The sequence below is a fragment of the Paenibacillus sp. JT22N15 genome, from assembly GCF_059383755.1.
In genome coordinates this window covers 380,910-400,724 of sequence record NZ_JBXENV010000005.1, presented here as the reverse complement: position 1 = coordinate 400,724, position 19,815 = coordinate 380,910, and the positions used below count along the sequence as shown (strand labels likewise).

Annotated in this window: 17 protein-coding genes; 1 reads left to right on the top strand and 16 read right to left on the bottom strand. The window is 49.7% G+C overall.

All coding sequences use genetic code 11. The features are described 5' to 3' along the window. Window positions 1-201: 201 nt before the first annotated feature. The 8 genes from AC50X8_RS12625 to liaF form a co-directional block, all read right to left on the bottom strand. Window positions 202-1,179 carry a 4-hydroxy-3-methylbut-2-enyl diphosphate reductase gene (locus tag AC50X8_RS12625; protein ID WP_056039596.1) on the bottom strand — a complete coding sequence of 326 codons (978 nt, stop codon included), beginning with the start codon at window positions 1,177-1,179 and terminating at the stop codon, window positions 202-204. Window positions 1,180-1,210: 31 nt separating this feature from the next. After that, the gene (locus tag AC50X8_RS12620) at window positions 1,211-2,671 is read right to left on the bottom strand and encodes a sensor histidine kinase (RefSeq protein ID WP_494879984.1); all 1,461 of its coding nucleotides are present in this window, start codon (window positions 2,669-2,671) and stop codon (window positions 1,211-1,213) included. 54 nt (window positions 2,672-2,725) lie between these two features. Next, entirely contained in the window at window positions 2,726-3,415 is a 690-nt protein-coding gene (locus AC50X8_RS12615) for a response regulator transcription factor (RefSeq protein WP_494879983.1), read from the bottom strand. A gap of 113 nt (window positions 3,416-3,528) precedes the next feature. After that, window positions 3,529-5,154 (bottom strand): S1C family serine protease, encoded by a 1,626-nt coding sequence (locus tag AC50X8_RS12610; RefSeq protein ID WP_494879982.1) that lies wholly within the window; start codon window positions 5,152-5,154, stop codon window positions 3,529-3,531. Between the two features lie 201 nt (window positions 5,155-5,355). Further along, window positions 5,356-5,766, bottom strand: a complete 411-nt coding sequence (locus tag AC50X8_RS12605) for a YugN family protein (RefSeq protein WP_056039584.1) — start codon at window positions 5,764-5,766, stop codon at window positions 5,356-5,358. A gap of 121 nt (window positions 5,767-5,887) precedes the next feature. Then, window positions 5,888-6,553 carry a response regulator gene (locus AC50X8_RS12600; RefSeq protein WP_056039581.1) on the bottom strand — a complete coding sequence of 222 codons (666 nt, stop codon included), beginning with the start codon at window positions 6,551-6,553 and terminating at the stop codon, window positions 5,888-5,890. After that, window positions 6,550-7,584, bottom strand: coding sequence for a sensor histidine kinase (locus AC50X8_RS12595; protein ID WP_056039579.1), 1,035 nt, complete (start codon window positions 7,582-7,584; stop codon window positions 6,550-6,552). The genes AC50X8_RS12600 and AC50X8_RS12595 overlap by 4 nt, the downstream gene beginning before the upstream one ends. 6 nt (window positions 7,585-7,590) lie before the next feature. Continuing rightward, entirely contained in the window at window positions 7,591-8,685 is a 1,095-nt protein-coding gene (liaF, locus tag AC50X8_RS12590; protein ID WP_494879981.1) for a cell wall-active antibiotics response protein LiaF, read from the bottom strand. Between the two features lie 267 nt (window positions 8,686-8,952). On the opposite strand from liaF, the gene AC50X8_RS12585 reads away from it, so the two are divergent. Then, window positions 8,953-10,251 (top strand): ammonium transporter, encoded by a 1,299-nt coding sequence (locus AC50X8_RS12585; RefSeq protein WP_056039574.1) that lies wholly within the window; start codon window positions 8,953-8,955, stop codon window positions 10,249-10,251. 104 nt (window positions 10,252-10,355) lie between these two features. Here the strand turns inward: AC50X8_RS12585 and AC50X8_RS12580 are convergent, their stop codons facing one another. The 8 genes from AC50X8_RS12580 to AC50X8_RS12545 all read right to left on the bottom strand — a co-directional run bounded on the left by AC50X8_RS12580 (window position 10,356) and on the right by AC50X8_RS12545 (window position 19,801). Further along, window positions 10,356-10,733, bottom strand: coding sequence for a hypothetical protein (locus AC50X8_RS12580; protein ID WP_056039570.1), 378 nt, complete (start codon window positions 10,731-10,733; stop codon window positions 10,356-10,358). 168 nt (window positions 10,734-10,901) lie between these two features. Further along, window positions 10,902-11,033: a hypothetical protein gene (locus AC50X8_RS12575; RefSeq protein WP_268795458.1), complete on the bottom strand. Its 132-nt coding sequence runs from the start codon at window positions 11,031-11,033 to the stop codon at window positions 10,902-10,904. Between the two features lie 65 nt (window positions 11,034-11,098). Next, entirely contained in the window at window positions 11,099-11,734 is a 636-nt protein-coding gene (locus AC50X8_RS12570) for a 3D domain-containing protein (RefSeq protein ID WP_056039567.1), read from the bottom strand. A gap of 75 nt (window positions 11,735-11,809) precedes the next feature. Then, window positions 11,810-13,747 carry a threonine--tRNA ligase gene (gene thrS / locus AC50X8_RS12565; RefSeq protein WP_056039563.1) on the bottom strand — a complete coding sequence of 646 codons (1,938 nt, stop codon included), beginning with the start codon at window positions 13,745-13,747 and terminating at the stop codon, window positions 11,810-11,812. Between the two features lie 437 nt (window positions 13,748-14,184). Then, a complete protein-coding gene (locus tag AC50X8_RS12560; RefSeq protein ID WP_494864104.1) occupies window positions 14,185-14,388 on the bottom strand; it encodes a hypothetical protein in 204 nt (67 codons plus the stop codon). 25 nt (window positions 14,389-14,413) lie between these two features. Then, entirely contained in the window at window positions 14,414-17,665 is a 3,252-nt protein-coding gene (locus tag AC50X8_RS12555; RefSeq protein WP_494879980.1) for an efflux RND transporter permease subunit, read from the bottom strand. An 83-nt stretch (window positions 17,666-17,748) separates the two neighbouring features. Beyond that, window positions 17,749-19,125, bottom strand: a complete 1,377-nt coding sequence (locus tag AC50X8_RS12550; protein WP_494879979.1) for a HAMP domain-containing sensor histidine kinase — start codon at window positions 19,123-19,125, stop codon at window positions 17,749-17,751. Next, window positions 19,118-19,801: a response regulator transcription factor gene (locus tag AC50X8_RS12545; protein WP_494879978.1), complete on the bottom strand. Its 684-nt coding sequence runs from the start codon at window positions 19,799-19,801 to the stop codon at window positions 19,118-19,120. The genes AC50X8_RS12550 and AC50X8_RS12545 overlap by 8 nt, the downstream gene beginning before the upstream one ends. Between the last annotated feature and the right edge of the window lie 14 nt (window positions 19,802-19,815).

Here is a 19,815-nt window from a genome sequence, read left to right as displayed (position 1 = left end):
ATCTCCCCTTTTCCACTTAAACGCTTGTTCGCTTCGACGCTTCTATGCTTTGTGGCTTTTATGCTTTTACTCGTTAAAGTGATTATATAAGAAGCAGCGCTGCCCGTCAAGCAAAAACTTTAGGCCCGCGCTCTTCCCGTTTCATGCCATTTTCCCTCGCTAATAACGTGACTGATAACGGAACTATAGAAAAAAGACGCCTTACGGCGTCTCTGGCACTTCTGGGCGCGCAACAACTGACTTTTTGCGGGCATTGGGAAGCAGCTTCTCCATATTGACGGTACGAACGATTTCCCACGTTGTAGGGTCATCGTCGTTGTATTGCTCCAAATACGTAATAACTTCCTTGGTAAGCGGCGTAGGAGTCGAAGCGCCGGAAGTTACCGCCACACGTTCAATGCCAATAAGCCATTCCCGTTTAATCTCAGATACATCTGCGACACGGTAAGCAGTAACGCCTGCAATTTCCTCCGACACCTGGGCAAGGCGATTGGAGTTGTTGCTGCGCGGATCACCAACGACAAGACAAAGCTGGGCCTCGCCAGCCTGTCCGGCTACGGCCTCCTGGCGAACCTGGGTTGCCAGGCAAATTTCATTGTGGACTTCCGCCGTTGGAAACTTTTCAATCAGCTTGCTTATAATATGGCGGATATCCCATTGCGACATCGTGGTCTGATTTGTGATGACGATATTGCCTTCCGGCACTTCTAGCAAATCGATATCCTCGACACGCTCGATGAGATGAACGCGATCTGGAGCGACGCCAATGGCACCCTCTGGCTCAGGGTGATTTTTTTTGCCAATATAAATAATATGGTAGTCCTCGGCCATTTTCTCGCGAATCAAATCATGCGTGCGCGTCACGTCAGGACAAGTGGCATCGACAACCGTCAATCCCTTGTCCTTGGCACGTCTCCGAACTTCGGGGGAAACGCCATGGGCAGTGAAAATAACCGTCCCCTGCTCGACCTGCTCCAATATTTCCAGACGGTTCTCCCCATCCAGCGTAATAACGCCTTCCTGCTCGAACGCTTCCGTCACATGCGCATTGTGCACAATCATTCCCAAAATATATATTGGCCGCGGCAGCTCGAGATTTCTAGCTGTTTGCAGTGCGAGTACCATAGCGTCAACAACGCCGTAGCAATAGCCCCGCGGTGAAATTTTAACAATTTGCATGTAGGTGCACCTGCTTTCTGAACCGTGGGCATTAGCCCAAAGTTCGATCCGTTCCTTCTATTATAGACGAATCTGCCGTCTCAGAAAAGACTATGGGCAGCCAGATCGTAAACTCCGACCCTTCACCCGTGCGCGTAAGCACTTCAATGGAACCGCGATGCTCATCTATTATCCATTTTGCAATAGATAATCCGAGCCCCGTTCCAACCGTTTTGCCGCGCGATTCGTCCACCCGATAGAAACGGTCGAATATATGCGGCACTTCCTCAGGGTCCATCCCCATGCCCGTATCACTGACCGTAATCCCAACTTGATTGTCTTTGCTGCGCACGCTAAGCTCAATATGGCCTTCTACCGTATACTTGAAAGCATTCTCAATAAAAATGAACAGCAGCTGCTGCAAATAATCCTGATTGCCTCTGACCTCAATGCCGCTGAGCGGAGACAGGTCGCCTACGCGCCATTCAGCGGTACGCGGGAGCAGCTGGGCACGGCGTGCCACCTCTTCGACAAGCGGCTGCATCGATACTACTGTTTTCTCCATTTCATAACCGGCATCCGCACGGGCGAGCGCCAGCAAATCATTAACAAGCGTCGACATGCGGCGGGATTCCGCTGCAATATCCTGCATCGCCTCAACCGTAAGGCCAAAGCGCTGGTTATCAAGCGCCAGCACGATGCCGTCAAATGCATCCGGGTCCTTCGTTTTTTCCCACATTCGCTGAAGCAGCTCAATATTGCCCCGAATCGTCGTCAGCGGCGTCCGCAGCTCATGCGACGCATCCGAGACGAACCTTCGCTGCGCCTTATAGGATTCATCCAGCTCATTGTAAGCTGTCTCCAAACGGGCCAGCATGACATTCAAGTTATAGACAAGCCTGCCGACTTCGTCATTAGGGCCATCCATTGGAATGCGTACACTAAGATCAGAACCGTTTTGAATTTTCTCCGTTGATTTAATGACACGCTCAATTGGACGAAGCACCTGACGGGCCAAAAGCAAACCTGTTGTAAAGGCTATTAGGACAGCGATAAGCGATGCGGTAAACAAAATCGTCCGCAAAGCTTTCAAATAACTTTCCTCACTCGTAACAATTGCGCCTACCTGAATAAGACCGATTAAATCGGTTTTCGCACTATCGCTGTAAATAGGACGTTGATAAATTAAAAAGGTTATATTCGCATCATTCACCTTAATGTTAGCCTTTATAAAGCCAGCCTGCACATTATCCTTAACATCAGGAATTGGATATTTTATGCCTGTACTAAGCAGCTCCTTGCTCGCATTAATAATGCCCTCTTTATATCTGACAATTTGCAAATAAAAGGAACGCTCATAAAACCGCCCTTGCGAAGGGGCAATCAATAAGTTGAGCTCGTTGACAACTACATTGTAGCTATCCGCTTCGCCCTTCAGCTGATCTTTCATCTGCCCGTACGTATTGTAATTAACAAATATATAGATGGCAAAACCAAATATCAGCAGCGTCATCGCAAGCAAAGCTGAATACCACAAAGTTAAACGCAGCCGTATGGTCATAGCTGATCAGCCCTCTCCCCGCAGCACATAGCCTGTACCACGAACGGTTTGAATCATGCGCTTGCCGCCGCCCTCCTCCATTTTCTGGCGCAGCATCGCAATATAAACTTCTAGAACATTCGACTCTCCGCTGAAGTCGTAGCCCCATATTTTTTCCATAATGACATCACGGGTCAATACGCGGCGCGGGTTCTGTATAAAGAGCAGCAGCAAATCATATTCCTTTGCCGTAAGCTCAATACGCCGGCTGCCCCGAATCGCTTCGCGGGCATCTTGATCAAGCGCAAGATCCTCATAGACGATTTTGCTGCCCGTATCCTCGATTTTATCCGGCTTGCGACGCAGCAGCGCACGAACTCTGGCAAGCAGCTCTTCGAGTGCAAATGGCTTCACTAGATAATCGTCAGCTCCTGTATCCAGCCCTTTCACCCGATCGGCAATATCATCCTTCGCTGTCAGCATCAGAATCGGAACCGTGCTTCCTCCTTCTCGCACTCTACGGCATACTTCCCAGCCGTCTACATGCGGCATCATCACGTCGAGTATGAGAAGCTGTGGCTCCGCTGTCATTAGCAGCTTCAGCCCTTCCAAGCCATTGCTTGCAGTCGTCACTTCATATCCTTCAAAAATCAGGCTCCGCCTTAATAAAGAGGTGATTTTCTCATCGTCATCTACAACTATAATTTGTGTTCTCATCGGTACGCCCCCATGTTCTTTAGCTTCATAAAAACAGACGCAGAGAGATTGTTCGCCTCTGCGCCTGATTGTAACCATTCAGCACCAGCTGCACCGATATGCTGGCTGCTTCATTATTCTGCGTTGAACTTATTGCGGTCGCCTATGGTGACCGACAAATCCATTTTCGCACCTTTGCGGATAATATTCAACTGTACTTCATCGCCAACTGCTCTCTTCTGAATCGCCTTGATCAAGTCCTGCGTATTGTTGTACACTTTGCCGTCAATGCCGATGATAACGTCAAATTGTTTCAGATCGCCCAGGTAGGCAGGAGAGTTGTAATACACATTGCTGACGATGGAGCCTTCCGCTTTATCCATGCCTAGCTGCTTCGCCATAGCATCCGTTACATCAGCTAGTTCCGCGCCGATGAAAGGAATCGGATCTTTCGGAACCTCAACGTTATTTTTCAAATTCTCCAATACGCCTTGGATTGTGCTCGTTGGAATCGCAAATCCAATTCCTTGCGCCTGCGAGCTTACAGCTGTGTTAATGCCGACCACTTCACCATTTACGTTGAGCAGCGGTCCGCCAGAGTTGCCTGGATTAATCGATGCGTCCGTTTGCAGCAAATGCTCGTAGTTGCGTGTTCCTTGCTCATCCGGAATGGAAATCGGGCGCTCCTTCGCGCTAAGCACGCCAACGGTAATCGTATGGTCAAAGCCATAAGGATTGCCGATTGCTGCGACCCAATCACCGATTTTGATGCTGTCGGAGTTACCTAGCTTCAAAGTAGGGAAAGCTTTCGTATCCGTTACTTTAAGCACAGCCAAATCCAGATTATAATCAGAGCCCAGCAGCTCCGCTGTTAGCGGCTTGTCATAGCCTTGCACCGTGACTTCGATTTTCTCTGCTCCGCCCACGACGTGCTGGTTGGTCAAAATGTAGCCGGTGGAGTCAAAAAAGAATCCGGTACCGCTGCCTGTTGCTTGTAATCCATTGCTGTTATTGTTTTGCTCCTGGCTGCCTGCTCCCGGATAATCCTGGCCGAAAAACTGTTCGAAGAAGGAATCAGCCGATGATCCGCCATTGCTTCTTGTAGGCGAAGCAAAGGTTTCAATTTTCACAACAGCCGGGCTTGAAGCCTCGAACAGCTTAGCAATATCGTCCGGCCTATCAGATGCTGCAGTTAGCCCGCTGTTTTGTCCCGTTGCTGTAGCCGTTCCCTGCTGAGATACAGTCGCTTCCGCCGGCTTGCTGAACCAATTGTTCACATCCGAAGCATACATTAAAGATCCAACTACTAGAACCCCAGCAATAAACGAAGAAAACATCGCTTTGAATGACGTTTTGCGCTGCGGCTCCTTCACCTGCCAACCGCCTCTGGCGGATGACTGCGATGAGCTGAACGGCCTTACTGGGGCAGGAGGCATGCTTTCAGCGAAGTTTGCCTGTTCACCCTGCTGCTGGCTGTACGGCTGGGATGCGGCAGCTGATTCCTGGCTGGATGTTGGTGCCGGAGTTGACATCGAATGATTGCCTGCTCCAGCGCTATCAGACAGCGTATGATTGTCCGGTGCGCCTGACTTAAACGGTCCGTAAGAATAGTAGTAGGAAGGCTTGCTTGCCTGTTCAGAAGAATCAGCTGATGCTTCATCAGCGTGGGCTGGCTGAACGTTATCCTCCTGCTTCCGCTGCCCATCCTCACGATTTTGGAAAAAATCATCAAAGCCGTTCTTTTTATTCTGATCGTCCATTCCCGTTTCCTCCTCATCGGTATACAATGAAGCAATTCAGTCTCTAAAGGCTGCTTGCTGGTTAATTGTTGTACTCCTATCATGCACATTCTACCTTAAAACAATCTTAAAAGACATTTAAACATACATAAAAAAACTCCCTATCACTGGTGACAGAGAGTTTTTCATCCACTATTTAAGTTTCAAAAGACTGCTTTAAGCTTATGCCAATGCCCGTTCTACCTGCTGCATAATGTCCTTGGCCCGCTCGACCCATTCGCTTTCAATGTCAGCATCGGGGTCAGTCGGCGCTTGAAATTGGTCGAATAAGGCGCCTACCAGCCGCACCGAAGCTTCCTCATCATTGCCTTCTTTATATAAATGCTTAAGCACATATGGCGTTCCCAGCTTAATAGTGGCATCTGTATCCGAAGAGCTATTATCGATGGCGCCATCCGTCACTTCAAAAGGAATCCGCAGCCATACTTTATGGGCTTCATCCAATGGGCGATCGAACGAACCAGCTGCATAATCCCAATTGCCGCCTAAAGCGAACGTATGCTGCGTCAGCATATCGCGGGTTTCAATGAAGGATTGATGGCTGGCTTCCAGCTCTGATGACAGCAAAATCATAGCAAGACGCTCCTTTTATGTACGCTTTAGTGCGGCTCATCTCGCCGCTGTACATCGTTAGTATAGCCCGCCTTTTGCTGCAATATGTGATAACTAATAATGTGATTTGGTTTATTGTTGATTATAAGCTTTTGGCCCAGCCTTTGCGATGAGCAAGCACCGCCAGCTGTGTCCGATCATCCAGCTCGCATTTCATTAATAAATTGCTGACATGCGTCTTGACCGTCTTAATGCTGATGTGGAGCTCTTCGCCAATTTCCTTATTTGACCGTCCCTCGGCAATAAGCAGCAGCACTTCCTTCTCCCGCTCCGTCAGCCCTTCATCTCCTGATTGTGCTGTACGCTGCCGAAGTCCACGCGTCAAAGCCTGAGATACATCAGCTGTCATGACAGGCATGCCTTTCGAAGCGCCGTTCAGCGCATAAATCAGCTCCTCCGCCGATACCGTCTTCAGTACGTAGCTGACCGCTCCTGCCTCAATGGCAGCATACACTTTATCATCCTCCAAAAAACTCGTCAGCATGACGATTTTCACATCCGGATATTTCGCCATCACGCGCCTCGTCGTCTCAATGCCATCCATGCCGGGCATCATTAAGTCCATCAACAGGACATCAGGCATCCCTTTCGGTATGCCCGCTTCAAGCTTATCAAGCGCAGCCTGCCCGCTGCCCGCCTCTGCAACAACTTCAAATTTCGGCTCCAGCATTAAATAAGTGCGCAATCCTGTTCGAACCATATCATGATCATCAATAATCATAATTTTCAACATTTCCTGGCTGCTCATTTTTTATCGCTCCCCCGCCATATTTTTGGAATAGACACCTTGACCCTCGTTCCACTGCCTGGCTTGCTTATAATTTCTGCCGTTCCGCCAAGCTTCTGGGCACGCTCGTGCATCGTTGACAGCCCGTAGGAGCCGCGTTTGACCTCATCTACTCGGAAGCCCGTTCCATCATCCTGCAGGCTCAGCACAATTTGCCGTTCATTTTCCGATAACGTCAGCGAGCAGCCCTCTGCTTTTGCATGCTTGACGATATTGGCCAGCCCCTCCTGCACGATGAGAAAAAGCTGATGCTCCTTCGCTTCCGACAGCGGCTCAACCAGCCGCCATTCCAGCTGTCCTTGCAAATGGTTTTGCCGGCAATAATCCGGAAACCACTTATCCAGCGCTTGGAGCAGCGTGCGGCCTTCAAGCTCCATCGGACGAAGCTGAGCGATGAAGGTGCGCATTTGCTTCTGGGCAAGCGTGGACATCTCAATTAACTGGCCCAGCACCTCAGCCGCGCGTTCGCTATCCACCTGCTGAAGCTTAGGCAGCGAAGAGGCGCACATATGCATCGCAAACAATTGCTGGCTTACCGTATCATGCAAGTCGCGAGCGAGCCTTTTGCGCTCTTCCAGCACCGCTTCTTCATTAGAGGCAGCTTCGGCCATCACCTGCTCCTCGCCTGTACGCTGGATGTAAGTCATCCGCTCCTCCATTTGCCTCGCAAGCACATTAAATTCCTCATAAAGCTCGGTAAAGGACAAGCCGCCCCGCTCGGCAATCCGAATTTCAAAGTTGCCGTTAACGGCCTGTTTCATCGCGAGCTGGAGCGTATCTACTCTGCGCTGTATGCGCCTGCCGGCCCAATAACCGCAAGACGCAGCAACAAGCAGGAAGACGGCTGCGGCAGTCAGCCACATTTCCCATCTCCCTGCATGAGGCATAAGCCCATAAGCGATTATCGCCGCTGCTCCATAAGCCAGAGCAGCAGCGAACACAAACATAGAAATCAATTCCCATTTCCCACTGCGAAGCAACCGAACCATCATAAACGCTTATCCCACCCTCGTCACACGCACATCGCCAATAAACGAGCTAACGACCAGCCTGATTTTTTTATCCGCATCTGCATAGGAAGGGGAAGCCATATCCATCGACTTGAACATGCCTTGCTCCTTTTTGCCAAGAAACTTCACATCGCCAATAAAAACGCTGCTCTGCACATGGATGCCCACCTCATAATCATTAGGCACATACACTTTCACATCGCCGATAAAAGAAGATACCGTAATCTTCGTTTCCCCGTAAGCGATTTGCGCTTTCGTTAAATCAATGACGGTGTCGCCGATAAAATGTGAAATGTTGATTGGCTGCAGCTCCCAATAATCATGGCCAATATGAATATCGCCTATGAAATTGGAGCGGGTCTGCGTATTCGGATCATTGTTCCACCACTCGCTTTTGCCGCTGTAGTGATTTTTTTCATTTTTCCACTCTTTGCGCTGTTCCCGAAATTGCTGCTTCCATTCTTTACGTTGATCGCGGTAATGCTGCTTGGCCTGTTCTTTCCATACGTTGCCTATAGGCTGTTCCTTCTCTAAATTCACTTTAGATTTCCCGCCTTCAAAGCTGTTTTGCTGAAACGGCGCCCCTTTAACAGGCCCAGCTTGTTCTTGCGCATGCTCTGGAGGAAAAGGATCCGTTGGGCCGGGATGCAGCGGCGGCGCTGGAGGAATTTCACCTTCCGTATAACCATCATAAGACTTCCAATCATCGGATGGCGGCTCATGCTTCTTCCGCTTGCTTCGGCTCGGCTTACGCAGCATATTGATGCCGACTAAAATAATAATAATCGGCCAAATATACGGAATAATATCGCCTAAGGACCAATCCGACCAGCCCATGTTCCGGGCAAGAAACACGACGCCAATAATCATCATCACCCAAAATCCTACGCCATGCTTGTAGGAGTCTCTCGAGCATATTCCTTTTAGCCCAATAACGATTAAAATAAGCGGCCAGAAGTTGGAGATGATTTCTCCAATGCTGAGCTGGGTGGAAATGATACCCGTTTGATTGAGAAAAAAGACAACACCTATCGCAATAACGATGCCAGCTGTTATAAATCGATTGAAAAAGCTGCCATTCATGAGATCATCAACTCCTGCCTTCAATTGGTTCTATTCTTCATACGTCTAAGTATAACGGACCCGCCAAACACAAGAAAGGGACGGCCGATTGAAATCCAGCTCGGTCTCTAGACTGAGACAAAGGAATATTACACCAGACAAACCTGACATGCGTCACTAAACATTACATAAAAGCGTTGACATTGTTAACTCGAAATCATTATAATGATCAACGAATTAGCAATGTAACATCATTTTATATCTGATTATAAGGGGTTGGCCTACACAATGGAGTTGTCAGAACTGTCGAGAGGTCTCGATACAATCTGGGTTGTCTTGACAGCGGCTATGATTTTGCTGATGGAGGGCGGCTTTGCGCTGCTGGAGGCAGGTTTCGTCCGCCAGAAAAATGCCGTCAGCATCATTATGAAAGTGTTCGTTGATATTGCATTCGGAGCTCTCGTTTTTTATTTTTTCGGCTTCGCTATTATGTACGGCAAAGATGTAGGCGGCCTGCTTGGCACCAGCGGCTTCCTGCTAAGCGGCGACCTTTCTCATATTGTACTTAATATTTCCCATGAAACGTATTGGCTGTTCCAATGCGCGTTCGTTATCGCGGTCATCTCCATCGTATCCGGGGCCGTGGCTGAACGCATCCACTTCCGTGCCTACATTTTGCTGACGATCGCCATGACCGGACTCATTTATCCGCTAGCGGGCCACTGGGTATGGTCAACCGGCGGCTGGCTTGGCAAGCTTGGCATGATCGACTTCGCCGGTTCAGCTGTTATCCATGCCCTCGGTGGATTTGCCGCTCTGGCTGCAGCGATTTTCGTCGGGCCCCGCATTGGCAAGTTCAGCCCGGATGGCAAGGTGAACATCGTTTCGCCATCCAATTTGCCGCTCGCATCCGTTGGCGCCTTCATCCTTTGGTTCGGCTGGTTCGGCTTTAATGCCGGAAGTACGCTGAGCGCCACGAACACATCGATCGGGCATATCGCCGTAACGACGATGCTGTCCGCTGCAGCGGGCGGAGCCACCTGCATATTGTTTACGATGTTTCGTTATAAAAAAGCTGATCCTCCGATGGTTATTAACGGCTCGCTAGCTGGACTTGTCGGCATTACCGCTGGCTGCGCTTTCGTCTCGGACGGCGCTGCAATCTTCATCGGCGCGCTTTGCGGCATTATGATGGTTCTCGCAACCGAATACATGGAGAGCAAAAAAATCGATGATCCCGTCGGCGCCTTCGCCGTACACGGCATTAGCGGCAGCATTGGTACGCTGGCACTCGGATTATTTGCCAAGCCAGAGCTCGCTAGCGAGGTCGGACAAGGCTATTACGGCTTATTTTATGGCGGCGGCTTGAAGCTGCTTGGTGTACAAGCACTTGGCCTCGTCACCGTATCTGTATGGGGCTTTGTCTTTACATGGGCCGTATTATGGCTCATTCGCAAAATCATGCCGGTACGCGTCTCCAAAGACGAGGAGCTAATTGGTCTTGATGTAGGCATTCACGGCGTTCCCGCTTACAGCTACGATACGGATTTTCTTGATGTAGACCACCTGAAGAGCGGCAATTCATAGCTATATAAGTTTAACAAAAAACCTCCACATTCCAGCGATGCCATGCATCTGGGAATGTGGAGGTTTTGTTTTATTTGAAAGGAATGAAGCTTCTCTTCTATGTCTTAGAGCAAATCATTCGCCAGCTCGAAGGGAACAGTGACCATATCCGTTGGAGCTGAGCTGTTCTGTATCTTACGTACATTTTCAATTTCAAGCTTTAGCGCACGAACTTTCTCCATCGGCTTGCGAACGAAATGGATATGCTCCACGGCCAAATGATGATCCGGCTTCTTCCCTGACAACATGCGCCTGAAAGCAGACATCGATTGATAAGCCCGCTCTTCCTTGAGACGGCGCTTCTCGTAACGCTCAACCATTTGCTCGATTTCGATAATTTCCTGTTCCTTCTTGCCGATATAAGCGTCAATGAACGGAAGCACCTCAGCAGCTCTGCGATGCTCGGAAGCCGAATAGTTTGTGAATGTTATAGGATCAGTCATGAGAGTTCACCTGTCTTATCATGTGATTATTCGTTACACCGTAATCATACAATAAAACAGGTTCGTTTGAAAACTGTTTTTTATCTCCTTATTTCTATGCCTAGCCGCCAGGTTAGAGAAAAGGAGCCGTAGCGGCTCCTTTTCTCACTTCTTTATTGGGACAGCCTGTTACTTCTGCTTTTTTTGTGTCGATTTAGCGGCTGTGTTGCTCGTTTCATTATTTTGTCCAAATTCTTCTGCAAACTCGGTATTCAGCTTTTGGTTCGATTGAGCTGCTTTATTGTTTTTGTTCTTGGCCATGTTGGTTTTTCACCTCCCCGTCCATGTTAGTATGGCGGGTTAAGGTTCTAATATGCATGCTGTTGTTACGATTCCAGATAAGCCTCAGGCAAGCCTTTTCCTGCCTCCGCGGCCTTGTTGATCTTATTTAGCCAAGCCTGAGACAGCTTCCCGCTGCCTTTGCGAATGACTTCAACCTCCACTGTGCGTTTGCCCCACTGCTTGAATACATCCGCCGTCGTCTCGAAATACAAATCGATTCGGCTGCCTTTAATAGCCGATCCTGTATCTGCGACGACGCCATACCCGTATCCGGGAATATAAAGCAGAGAACCAATCGGAAACAGCTTCGGATCAGCTGCAATCGTGGAAACCATATCCCGGCGAACCTTCACGCCTGAATACGTAATGCCATAGCTCGGATGGCCAGGCCGCTTTCCTGTCGATTCTATTCCGGCTGTGTAGCCCGTTGCAACGACCTTCACTTTATCATATGCCGGTTTTTGCGGCGTTAGCTGCTGCTTGACGGTTTCAGTACGTTCTTCGTGAACTAATGCCGCTGTCAGCTTAACCGATTCAGGTGCGACAATGACGGGCATATGCTGCAGCGGGGCTTCCTGATTCATCGTCTTGCCCGGGAAAGGCTTGAAACAGATCGCAAGCAATACGAGCGCCGCAATTGCGAGCAGCATTTTTTTATAATGAAAAAAGCTTGTAACCATTTGGGCACTTCCTCCTCTGAAGAAGATTACCCAAGTGGTACAAGCTTTATGCAGACGAGCCGCTGTTAGCTGCTCTTATAACGCTTTTGTTTTGATCTCTTGCTCTAACATTTCCGCTGTCTCGGCAATCGATTTTGCACCGATATCGCCTTCGCCGCGCTTGCGGATCGAGACCGAGCCTGCTTGCATTTCGTTCTCGCCAACTACGAGCATATAAGGCACTTTCTCAATTTGCGCCTCGCGAATTTTGTAGCCAAGCTTCTCATTGCGAAGATCGCTTTCTACACGAATGCCCGCTTCCTGCAGCTTCTCAGCCACTTCACGCGCATATTGCTCATATACAGTGGACACTGGAATAACCTTCGCTTGAATCGGCGACAGCCATAGCGGCAAAGCGCCAGCAAAATTCTCCAGCAGGAATGCCGTCATGCGCTCCATTGTGCTGATGATGCCGCGGTGAATAACGACTGGACGGTGCTTCTTGCCGTCTTCGCCGATGTATTCCAGCTCAAAGCGCTCTGGAAGCAGGAAGTCCAGCTGTGCTGTGGACAGCGTCTCTTCTTTGCCCAGTGCGGTTTTGATCTGAACGTCCAGCTTCGGACCGTAGAAAGCTGCTTCGCCTTCTGCCTCGAAAAATGGCAGGTCAAGCTCCTCGACAACTTCGCGAAGCATACGCTGCGACATTTCCCACATTTCATCATTTTGGAAATATTTCTCGGTATCCTGCGGATCACGGTACGATAGACGGAAACGGTATTCCTTAATGCCAAAATCTTCATACACTTTGCGGATGAGGTTGACCACACGCGCAAACTCTTCCTTGATTTGGTCCGGACGGCAGAAAATATGCGCATCATTCAGCGTCATCGCGCGAACGCGGTGCAAGCCAGTCAAGGCGCCGGACATTTCATAGCGGTGCATCGTTCCCATTTCAGCAATACGCACCGGCAAGTCGCGGTAGCTTCTCATATCGCTTTTGAAAACCATCATATGATGCGGGCAGTTCATCGGGCGAAGCACGAGCTCTTCGTTATCCAGCACCATCTTCGGAAACATATCCTCGCTGTAATGCTCCCAGTGGCCGGATGTTTTGTACAGCTCTACGTTAGCCAGAACAGGCGTATATACATGCTCATAGCCCAGACGCTCTTCCATATCCACGATGTAGCGCTCCAATGTACGGCGAACTTTCGCGCCATTCGGCAGCCATAGCGGCAAGCCTTGGCCAACCTCGCGCGAGAACGTGAACATTTTCAGCTCGCGTCCCAGCTTGCGGTGATCGCGTTTTTTCGCTTCCTCAAGGAAGTGAAGATGCTCATCGAGCTGCGCTTTTTTCGGAAACGCTGTTCCGTAAATACGCTGGAGCATTTTATTTTTGGAATCACCGCGCCAGTAAGCGCCTGCTACGCTGAGCAGCTTGAATGCTTTAATCCGTCCTGTAGACGGAAGGTGAGGCCCACGGCAGAGGTCGAAAAATTCGCCTTGATCATAAATGGTAATTTCCGCTTCCACAGGAAGGTCGCGGATCAGCTCCAGCTTGAGCGTGTCGCCAATATCGGTAAATACGGCAATCGCTTCATCACGGCTGACAACGCGGCGGCGGATGTCGAGATTTTGCTGGACAATTTTATCCATTTCCTTCTCGATTTTCACCAAATCTTCCGGCGTGATCGACTGTTCCATATCGATATCATAGTAGAAGCCATCCTCAATAACGGGGCCAATACCGAGCTTAAGCTCTACATCAGCATACAGGCGCTTGATCGCTTGAGCCATCAAATGCGCTGTGCTGTGACGGTAAACTTCCAGCCCGTCAGCTGAATCCAAAGTGACGATTTCAACCTTTGCATCTTCATTAATAGGTGTATAAACATCAACGGTTTTTCCGTCAATTTTACCTGCGATTGCATTTTTGCGCAGTCCGCTGCTGATCGAGCCAGCCACCTCTTCAATTGTTGTTCCTGCAACATATTCCCTTATTGCGCCATCCGGCAAAGTTACTTTAATCGCCATTGTTATCATCCTTTCCATTCGCTAAGCTTCCAAGCTGCTGCGTTCTGAACGCAAAAAAAGCACGCATCCCGCGAAGGGACGAGTGCTTGTAAGCTCGTGGTTCCACCCTAATTCGATTGCTCGCCTAACGCTAATCAGCGTATTTCATCCCGGCAGCAGCCAATCCTTAATTTATCTGGTAACGGAGATTTCCGGTACAGCTTAATGGCGCTTCACAAATGGAAGCCTGTTCGGCTATACAGCTACAAAGGGGTATATTTACATATATCTGGAAGGAAATTGCAGCCTTGTTTCCTCTCTCTGGACCAGTTGAACGTGTAAATACATGTCTTTATCATTGCTTTTTCAGCATATATCAGCATAATTATAGTCCTCAATAGCAAGCAGGTCAAGAGTTAAGACATACATTGCCATAAGCCCCTTTTATCCCGCTGCGCTCACGACAAGCCTTTTCCTTTATATATGCTGCGGCGGCGTACGCGAACGATCCGGTACACGCTGATCGTAAGCAAAATGAGGAAGAGCGGCATCAACGCTACCTCGCTGCCCTGCCGTGTGGGCACCTCAGCAAAAGCAGCCCCAAGCATCAGTACAGCAACCACGCCAAACACCATAAATCTTCTTCCTTTACGTCCATTCATTGGTCTCACTCCCTCTTCCTCATTCCTAGTCATTGAATATATCTGCTTCATTAACCTTGTGCTTTTTCCACACCATTTCATAAATGACTGGCATGACGATCAGAGTGAGCAGCGTTGAGCTGAACAGCCCGCCAATAACCGTGATCGCAAGGCCACCTGAAATGAGGCTAGTCGAGGAGCCCGATAATGCAAGCGGTACAAGCGCAAGCATTGTCGCAAAAGCCGTCATTAGAATCGGTCTTAGCCTTGTTCTTGCCGCCTCCACGATTGCTTCGGTAATCGGTATGCCTGCTTTGCGATTTTTCTCCACCCGATCAAGCAGCACGACCGCATTGGTGACGACGATGCCGACCAGCATCAGCATGCCAATCATGCCGCTCATAGACAGGGCTTGCCCTGACAGAAGCAAAGCGCTGAGTGAGCCAATCGGAATAAACACCAGCGAGGCTAAAATAATAAGCGGCGTCCGCAAACCACCGAACGTCATGCTCATAATAATAAATACAAGGCCTATCGCTGCCGCCATAGCGATACCGAGGCTTGAGAAGCCGTCATTGATCATTTGCAGCCCGCCGCCGACCTTAAGCTCTACTCCAGAAGGCAGCGTCAGACTATCAATATCCGCCTGCACGAGCTTTGTAACAGCTGATACCGCACTGTCATCCTTAACCGTTCCACTGACGAGGGCATACATTTTGCCATCATCGTGGCTGACCTTGATCCAAGCTTTCTGCTCCGTTATATCAGCGATGTCCTTCAGCTTCTTCATGCCCGCTGCAGTTGGAATCTGGATATTTTCCAGCTCCTGCTTTGTGGCAATTTGCTGTTTATAAGATAAGGTTATCGCTTGTTCCTTATTATCGATTTTGTAAGTGCCAGCATCGACTGGTCGCAGCTGCTCGCCGGTCAATTGCATAATGAGATAAGGGCTAATATTGGCATCGATTCCGCTTTGGTTAAGGGAAACGACCCATTTTGGCGTTACCTCATCCATATTGTTTGTAATATCCTTTAAATCGCTGCTTTCCTTCATTAGATTTTCAACTTGAAGGGCAGTTTGCGCCAGCTTGTCCGAACTGTCCGCATAAATGCTGACATCAATATTGTTTCCCGATGGCGGCCCCTGCTGTTCGCCTGCTTTAATATTGAGCGTTGTGCCTGCCTGCTTCGCAGTGACGACTGCCGGCAGCTCGGTCTGCAGCTTCGAAGTCAATTGCGCCATATCGCTTCCTTCAGCAAATTGGACCGTAATAGTCGCTTTATTATTGCCGCCGCTGGACTGCAGCGGGTTTGCCCCCGCACCGCCAACGGAGACCTCATAGCTCTCTACGTTTTCCAGCTTACTTAAATATGCCTCCACCTTGCCGCTGACTTCGTCTGTCTGCGTCAAGCTGCTTTGCGCTGGCAATGCAACATCAATAGCTAAGCTCGGAGTCGCACTAGTCGGCAGAAAAGCGACACCGATTAAAGGTATCATCCCTAGCGAGCCTATTAGCAGCACAACAGCTGATCCTAATACGAGCGCTTTGCGCTTTAGAGCGCTGCGGATGATTTTTTCAAAACCGTTCGAAAGTCTGCTTTCCTTCGTATGCGGCTTCACGCTTCTGAAAAAGCGGCCGCCCAGCACAGGAATCAGCATCATCGAAACCAATAGCGAGATCGTAATGGAGAGAACGACAGCAATCGAAAACGGACGGAAAAACTGTCCAATGATCCCACTGACAAAAGCGAGTGGTGCGAAAACGACGATTGTCGCCGCCGTGGATGAGGCTACCGCCCCGATCACTTCGCGGGTTGCTTGGTAGGCCAGCTCCTTGCCGCTCATTTTCTCGCCTTTTTCCTGCCGCCATCTATATATATTTTCAATAACGACGATGCTGTCATCGACGATCCGTCCGACGGACACGGCGATGCCGCCCAGCGTCATAATGTTAAGCGTATAGCCCATTTGATCCATAATCGCAATCGTGGCAAAAATAGAAATCGGCAGCGACAAAATCGAAATAATCGTCGCCCTTACATTGCGCAAAAACAGGAAAATAATGAGCACGCAAAACAATGTGCCATACAACCCTTCACGAATGAGGCCGGATACGGATTCTTTAATTTCCTGCCCTTGGTCAACGATGACATGATAGTCCAGCTCGCCTTTGCCTTGATAAGTGCTGAGCAGCTCGCTCACATTGTCAGACACATCCGCCGTGTTGGCATCCTGCGTCTTCTGAATCGAAATTACAAAGCTCGGCTCGCCATTAAAGCGGGTAATTTCATTTTGCTCAGATACCGTCTTAATGTCGGCAATATCACCAAGCGTGATAGCGGCTGCGGCACCCACGCCGCCTGAAGCTACAGAACCATTTGATGCTCCTGCGCCTACAGCGTTTCCTGATGCAGAACCTGCGGCACTGCCAGCAGCGGCTTGATTGCCTGCATTGCCCTGCATAGCACCTGCACCCGCTCCGCCTGGATTGCCCTCCACGCCACCTGCACCCGCTCTACTCGCACTGCCTGTTGCAGAACCTGCGGCTCCGCCGCCAGTCGTTGCCGTCAGCTTCAGCGCTTCAAGCTGCTTCAAGCTGTCTAGGCTGCCGGTCAGCCTGATCGGTATGACCGTCTCCTCCTGCGACACCGAGCCCAGTGGCAGGGCGTAATCTAGCGACTGAAGCACCGTGCGGATGGAGCTAAGCGTAATGCCATGCTGCGCCGCTTTATTTTTATCTACAACAATGCTTAGCTCATTTGACGTACCGCCCTTCAGTGTTACGTTTCCTACTCCGGCTAGCTTTTGCAGCTCAGGAACGACGCTGTTTTGCAGCTCATCAGCCAGCTTTGCCGAATCTCCTTCGGCAGCAAATACAGCCGCTTGATAAATAGGCTGGCTATTTGCCGACAAGCGCTGCACCGTTACACTCGCATTATCAGCCAGCTTCAGCTTGTTCACCTCAGCTTCAACTTCGCTGTATTTTTTGTCCATGTCGGTGCCGAAGGGAAACTGGATAAAAATGCTGGCTGCATTTTCAGAAGAGGTGCTCGTTAGCGACTCATAGCCCTGCACGCGCTTCAAATTGTCTTCAATCGGCTTTGCAACGTCCGACTCGATTTCCTCCGTTGAGGCGCCGGGCTGAACCGCCTGCACGAATACGGCCGGGAAATCCAAATCCGGAAACGTCTGCTGCTTAATTTGCGTGGAGGTATACAAGCCATACCCTAGCACCAAAGCGCATAATAAAATGACGGCAACGCTATTTTTCAAACTAAATTTGGTCAATCGATTCACTGTGTATCTCTCCTCTCGCTGTATAACCTCCTTCATCATAACGAGTAATTTTGTACTAATTATGTACAGGGCCGCCGTCTGCCCTAATTGGATTTATCTGGTGGAGCGAGCGGCAGCACAACGGTCATCGTCGTCCCTTTGCCCACTGTACTCTCTACCCTGATTTCCCCCGCATGGAGCTCGACAATCCGCTTAACGATCGAGAGGCCGATGCCATTTCCGCCAACGGCACGCTCGCGGGCTTGATCTATTTTATAAAAGGGTTTGAAAATATGGTGTAGCTCCTCCTCCGGAATGCCCACTCCATTGTCGGCAACCGACACGGTCACGCTATGCTGGCTTACCGACAAGTGAATCGCAATGACGCCTCCAGCTCCAGTGAACTTAATCGCATTGCTCAGCAGGTTCGTCCAAAGCTGGCTCAGCTTATCTTCATCAGCCGAAATCGTTACAGGCTCCAGGTTCAGATCGAGCTGAATGTTTTTGTTGGACCAAAGCGGCTCGCTGGCAATCATGACATCTTTAAGCTGCTCATCCAAGCGATAATGGCTCATATTCGGCTGAATTTGGTCCTGCTCGAGCGCGGACAGCTTGAGCAAATCCTGCGTCAGCCGGGAAAGGCGGTCGCTTTCCTCCTCGATAATGGTGAGCAGGCGGAGACGGCTTTCCTCATCCATTTTTTTCTGCTTAAGCGCCATTGTGAAGCCTTTAATCGAAGTAAGCGGAGACTGGATTTCATGAGAAACGTCCGAGACGAACTGCCTTCTCACCCGCTCCAGCGAATCGAGCTCCTGCGCCATCTGATTGAAGCTTGCTGTCAGCTCTCCGATCTCATCCTTGCGTTTCGTAGCAAGCCTGATGCTGAAATCGCCTTTAGCCATTTTGCGCGTAGCCAAGGTTAAATGCTTCAAAGGCCGCACCATATAACGGGAGGTGACGATAACGAGAAGCGTTCCGACTAATAGCACCAAAATAAGCTGCATGCGGAAATAGCCGAAAGCCAGATTGGCAACGCCATTCGTTTCAGGCTTTATAAACAAGGCATAAGCATGTCCTTCAATTTGAAAAGGAAGCCCTACGACGAGCCGGTCATAATCTTTATCCATTCCGCCCCGGTAAACGCCGCCGTTCAGCACGCTGCGCAGACTTTCCCCCTCTACGTGCAGCTTATGATTGGCAACCTTGTCGGTTTCATGAAGCGGTATGCCTTGTTCGTCATAAACGATAAAGGTAAAAATCGGCAGCGCAGTAATCCCCTCCATTAAAGCATCCAAATTGTTCGGATAAGAGTGTTTGTAGGATTCGATAATCGTTTTGCCGCTGGCGATTAAATTGTCCTGTACGTAGGTGCGAAGCTTGTAGCTAAATAAAAAATGGGTCATGAAAAAGCTTAAAACGACGCTCGCCAAAACCGATGCGACAAACACCAAAATTAAACGGACATACAGCGATTTAATCACGGTATACCTCCAACCGGTAGCCCAGCCCCCAGATCGTCACGATTTTAAAATCCTGATCATACGCGGCAAAACGCTCCCTCAGACGTTTAACATGCGTATCCACCGCCCGCTCGTCGCCCTCGTAATCGTAGCCCCATATTTGCTCAATTAACGCATCGCGCTTGAACAGCTTGCCCGGATAGCTTGCCAGCAAAAACAGCAGCTCAAATTCCTTGAGCGGTATGGACTCACTTGAGCCTGCATCCTTATAGCGGATTTGATAGCTTGTTTTATCGAGCGTCACTTGGCCGAGCCTGACGATTTGCGAGATTGAAATCCGGTACCTCTTCAGCAGCGCCTTCACCCGCATCACCAGCTCCATCGGGTCAAAAGGCTTAACCATATAATCGTCGGTGCCCAGCCGAAAACCTTTAATTCGCTCCGGCGCCTCCCCTTTAGCGGTAATCATCATAATGGGCTTGTCCCCCGCTTCCCGCACCCGGCGGCAAAGCTCCCAGCCATCCATCTTCGGCATCATAATGTCCAGAATAATGAGATCAACCGGATGATTGCAAAAATAATCCCATGCATCCGCTCCGTTGCCTTGCTCTATAATTTCCATGCCTTCGTCCTCCAAATATAAACGGAGCAGTTGGCGGATATGCGGATCGTCATCTACTACGAGTACGGTCGTCATGCGTCTTCCTTCTT